Here is a 5,052-nt window from a genome sequence, read left to right as displayed (position 1 = left end):
GTGACGTCGAAGGCCCGGGCGTGGATCCGGTCTGCGCCGAACTCCGCGGCCAGCTCCGCGCGGGTGCCTTCCAGCCGTTCCTCATCCAGTCCGTTGAGCACCACGACGGCGCCCGCGGCGGCGAGCCCGCGGGCGATCGCCTTGCCGATCCCGCGGCTGGAACCGGTCACCAGCGCCACCCGCGAGGAAATGTCGAACATGTTCACAGTCATTACTCTCCAAATGCGGACGGGACGGCCGCAGCCGCCCCGTCCATGTTGCCCAAGGTTGTACTAGAAAGAGGTGGCGATCAGGTAGATGGCCAGTGCGAGGACAAAGCCGACGATGCCCACCAGCGCCTGGCCCACCGTCCAGGTCTTCAGCGTTGTCTTGGTGTCCATCTGGAAGAACCGGCTGACCAGCCAGAAGCCCGAGTCGTTCACGTGGCCGGCGAACACCGAGCCGGCGGCCAGCGCCAGCACGATGGCGGCCAGTTCCACCGGGTTGAAGTCCGGGTTGCCCATGACGACCGGCTGGACCAGCGCGGCCGCGGTGGTCAGCGCGACCGTCGCGGAGCCCTGGGCCACGCGGACGACGGCGGCAATCACGAAGCCGGCGACGATGATCGGCAGCCCGATCGCGTCCAGCGAGCTGGCGATGGCGTTGCCGATGCCGCTCGAGCGCAGCACGCCGCCGAACATTCCGCCGGCGCCGGTGATCAGGATAATCGAGCAGACCGGGCCCAGGGCACTGTCCACCACGGTTTCCACGAGGCTGTGCTTCTTGCCCTGGCGGTGGCCCAGCAGCCACATGGCCAGGAGCACGGTGATCAGCAGGGCGATCGGGGTTTCACCGAGCGTCCGCAAAACCTGCACCCAGGTGTCCTCCAGCGAGACAACCTCGGCGGTGGCGAGCATGTTCAGGCCGGTGTTGAGGAAGATCAGCAGCAGCGGCAGCAGCAGCAGGAAGAAGATGGTGCCCAGCTTCGGGGCGGAGCGGAATTCGTTCTCCACCGAGCCCTTCGGGGCATCGAGGATGTCCGGCACGGCGATGTTGAACCGGCGGCCCAGGAAGTGGCCGAACAGGTAGCCCACCAGGTACCAGGTCGGGATGGCAATGACGAGGCCGAGGATCAGGACCAGCCCGACGTCGGCGCCCAGCAGGCCGGTGGCGGCCACGGGACCGGGGTGCGGCGGCACGAAGATGTGCATGACGGAGAAGGCGGTGGCTGCGGGGAACGCATAAGTGAGCAGCGATCCCCCGAGGCGTCGTGCCACGGTGAAGATGATCGGCAGCATGACCACGAGGCCCGCGTCGAAGAAGATCGGGAAACCGAACAGCAGCGACGCCACGGACAGCGCAAGCGGCGCGCGCTTCTCGCCGAACTTGTTGATCAACGCCTGCGTCATGACGTCCGCACCGCCGGAGACCTCCAGCATGCGGCCGAGCATGGCGCCCAGGCCGACCAGCAGGGCCACGCTGGCCAAGGTTCCGCCGAAGCCGCCCAACAGCGTCGGCATAATGTCTGCGGCCGGAATGCCGGTGGCCACCGCGGTGAGCACGCTGACAATAATCAGCGACAGGAAAGCGTGCACGCGGAACCGCATGATCAGCACCAGCAGCAGCGCGATGGCTGCTACGGCGACCAGCAGGAGTCCCGCCGTGCCCAACGTCCAGTTGAGCTCGAGTTCGGTCATCATTGTCCTTCGTTGTATCGGACGGTCGCCCAACGGGTTATCGGGTCAACCGTTTCAGTTATTTGGCTCAGTTGTTTCCCGCCTGCCGGCGCTAGCTTCCCGCCGGGTGGGCCGGGTCCTGCAGGTAGTGCTCCACCAGCACCGCGATCCGCTCGGGGGAATCGGTGACGGAGACCTCAAGGCCTGCCTCGTCGTCGCCGAGCGGTTCCAGCGTCTGGAACTGCGAATCCAGCAGTGTCGGGGGCATGTATTCGTGGTCGCGCCCGCTGATCCGCTCGGCAATCAGTTCCTGGCTGCCGGTGAGGTGAATGAACCGGGTCTGCGGCGCGAAGGAGCGGATGAGGTCGCGGTAGCTGCGCTTCAGCGCCGAGCATGCGACGACGGCGGTGGTTCCCTCGGCCAGTTTTTCTGCCATGACCTTGCCGATGGCGCTCAGCCAGGGGTGGCGGTCGGCGTCCGTCAACGGCTGGCCGGAGGCCATCTTTTCCTTGTTCGCCGCGCTGTGCAGGTCATCGCCGTCGATGAACTCAAGGCCGAGGTGCCGGGCGACCGCGCTGCCCACCGTGGATTTTCCGCATCCTTGGACGCCCATGACCACCAGCGGGGGATATTGCAGGGACATGGGCAGAACTCCTCAGACGCATCATTACATCTGATTTGGTGACCAATCTCTCGTCAATAAATCAGATTTATCCGGATCAAAGTACCACCGGCGGAGAGGCTCCGGCAAAACCGCAACCTTCCGTCGTCGACGGCGGCGATAACGAATCGGCCCTCGCTTGGCCCCGGCCCATACCCCCGGCGGGCATCCCGAGACTACATTTGTCTTATACGGTGTCCGGCGCGGCACCGGCTGCGGTGCCGCGGAGCCCGAGGAGGTCGGAATGTCTCTATCGGATGACGAACGGCAGCGCCTGGACAGGCTGGGGCAGCAACTGCAGAACGACGACCCGCGCTTGGCCCGCTCCCTGTCGGCCCGCGGCGTGCTGGTCTTCGGCCACGTCGTCGGGGCGGCGACCCTGCTGGCCCTGGCCGGCGCGCTCCTGCTGTTCATCGGCATAGCGGGGAATGCGCTGGTTCTGGCCATGCTGGGCCTCATCTGCCTCGCCGCGGGCGCCATCCGCGGTTGCGCCGATTTCGTGTCCCGCCACCGGCGCGGGTGAGAGCTGCCGCAGCAGCCACCTCGGCCTGGAGAATGCGAACCACGTCACTTTCGTTACCTCGCCATGTCACAGGGACGGTGCCCTAACACACCCCTTGATGTACTTTTGCTCAAGCGCGTTCATCGGGAACCGTGCACCCGCACGAGAAGAATGCCGCGGACGAGTTCGATTCAAAGGTGAAAGAGGTCTCCTGTGACACAGGATCAGATGGAAGCGGTCGCAGTCGCAGCGCAGCAGCAGCAACCGGTCCGCAAATCGGCAGGGCACATTATTGTCGATTCATTGATGGCGCACGGCGTCGAACGCACGTACGTGGTTCCCGGCGAGAGCTACCTGGAAGTGTTGGACGGGCTCCACACTTCCAGCATCGACACCATCGTCTGCCGCCATGAGGGCGGCGCGGCCTACATGGCCGAGACGGACGGAAAGATGAACCAGCGGCCCGGCATCGCCATGGTCACCCGCGGGCCCGGCGCGGCCAACGCACACGTTGGCCTCCACACCGCCTGGCAGGACTCCACGCCCATGGTGCTGTTCGTGGGCCTGATCCCCTTCGAGCATCGTGACCGCGAAGCCTTCCAGGAATTCGACATCAAATCCTGGTTCGACACCGGCGCCAAACGGGTCATGGTGCTGGACCACCCCGAGCGGGCCTCGGAAATCGTCGCCGAGGCCATGTTTGCCGCCATGAGCGGGCGGCCTGGACCCGTCGTCGTCGGTCTTCCCGAAGACGTCATCCGCGAAGAAGTGGACGCCACGCTGCACCCGGTCATCCCGGTGGCGCAGGGCGGCATGACGGTCACGGACTGGAAGGCGCTCAAGACCGCGCTGAAGGACGCCGAAAAGCCGCTGTTCGTCGTCGGCGGCAATGACTGGACCCAGGAAGGGTCCAGCGCACTCACGACGTGGCTCGAAGAGCACAACATCGCGGCGGCCGTCGAATGGCGCTGCGAGGGCACCATCCCCTTCGACTCCCCCTCCTACGTGGGCCCGATTGGCTACGGCCGGCCGAAGCCCACCTACGACCTGCTCGAGGAAACCGACCTGCTGGTCTTCGTCGGCACCGTCCCGGGCGATGTCATCACCGACGGCTTCCTGGTCCGGCAGGACTGGTCGAAGAAGAACTTCCTGGTCACCATCGACCCGTCGCTGCGGGGCCGCTCCGGCCCCGTCTCCTACCAGATCGTGGCCAAGCCTGATGTCTTTGTCCGCGACCTGGTCATGATGGACCTGCCGGTGAAGGAAGAGTGGAAAGACTTCACCCAGCGCATGCGCGGCGAGCAGGTCAAGTTCGCCGCCCTGCCGCCGGCCGAGCCCGGCGAGGGGCCCGCCCGGATGGACACCTTGATGGCCAATCTGGTCGCGGGCTTGCCGCGCGACGCCATGGTCACCCTCGGAGCCGGCGAGCACACCAACTGGGCGCACCGCTACTTCCCCACGCACGACTACGGCTCCATGCTGTCGGCCCGCAACGGTTCCATGGGATACTCCGTCCCCTCGGCCATCGCCGCCTCGCTGGCCCACCCGGGACGGCGCGTGGTGACCATCGCCGGCGACGGCGAGTTCCTGATGAACGGGCAGGAACTGGCGACCGCCGCCCAGTACGGTGCCACTCCGCTGGTCATCGTCATGGACAACCAGGAATACGGCACCATCCGCACCCACCAGGAACGCTGGTACCCCGAGCGCATCTCCGGCACCCAGCTGAAGAATCCCGACTTCGCCCTGATGGCCCAGGCCTTCGGCGGCTTCGGGGTGAAGGTCGAGAAGGATGCGGACGTTCCCGCCGCCCTCGAAGCTGCCCTTAAGGCCATCGACGAGGACAAGACCTTCGCCCTGATCCACTTGGTGGTCGAACAGCGGGTCAAGGCCTACTGACACCCGTCAGCCGGTCGCAGGCGGGTGGCCGGGGCGTAATGCCCCGGCCACCGGCGTTTACCGTGAAAAATGTTTCTCCCGAAAAATCACGAAAGCGTAACCTTTCACCCTCTTCCTTCGATTAGTCAGGTGTAAGGGCGCGCCGCAGTAGCAGTACCGCGGCCGTGCCGAGCAACCTTTTGAGGAGATCCATGTCGAACCGTTTCCGCACCCTGAGCCTGCCCGCCAAGGGAGCCGCCCTGGCCGCCGTCATCGCCGTGGGAGGCGCCGGAGCCGCCGTGGCAGCACCCGCCCTGACCGCCGTCGGCAATTCGGAGACCGCGGTCACCACGCCG

The 5,052-nt window shown here is 66.0% G+C and carries 5 protein-coding genes; 2 read left to right on the top strand and 3 right to left on the bottom strand.

The genetic code is table 11. The features are described from left to right. From AC5RUJ_RS10870 to AC5RUJ_RS10860, 3 genes are all read right to left on the bottom strand, one after another. A partial coding sequence (locus AC5RUJ_RS10870) for an SDR family NAD(P)-dependent oxidoreductase (RefSeq protein ID WP_494155855.1) occupies positions 1-212 on the bottom strand: 212 nt, incomplete at its 3' end. A 60-nt stretch (positions 213-272) separates the two neighbouring features. Beyond that, positions 273-1,679, bottom strand: coding sequence for a GntP family permease (locus tag AC5RUJ_RS10865; protein WP_494073505.1), 1,407 nt, complete (start codon positions 1,677-1,679; stop codon positions 273-275). Positions 1,680-1,767: 88 nt separating this feature from the next. Next, entirely contained in the window at positions 1,768-2,298 is a 531-nt protein-coding gene (locus tag AC5RUJ_RS10860) for a gluconokinase (protein ID WP_494023554.1), read from the bottom strand. Between the two features lie 262 nt (positions 2,299-2,560). Between AC5RUJ_RS10860 and AC5RUJ_RS10855 the strand changes: the two genes are divergently transcribed. After that, the gene (locus AC5RUJ_RS10855; RefSeq protein WP_494001589.1) at positions 2,561-2,839 is read left to right on the top strand and encodes a DUF3040 domain-containing protein; all 279 of its coding nucleotides are present in this window, start codon (positions 2,561-2,563) and stop codon (positions 2,837-2,839) included. A gap of 207 nt (positions 2,840-3,046) precedes the next feature. Further along, positions 3,047-4,717 (top strand): thiamine pyrophosphate-dependent enzyme, encoded by a 1,671-nt coding sequence (locus AC5RUJ_RS10850; RefSeq protein WP_494128584.1) that lies wholly within the window; start codon positions 3,047-3,049, stop codon positions 4,715-4,717. Positions 4,718-5,052 lie beyond the last annotated feature (335 nt).

It is taken from the genome of Arthrobacter sp. Y3223164 (assembly GCF_059091005.1).
The sequence above is the reverse complement of the archived record's forward strand: the minus strand, read 5'-3'. Positions and strand labels throughout refer to the sequence as shown.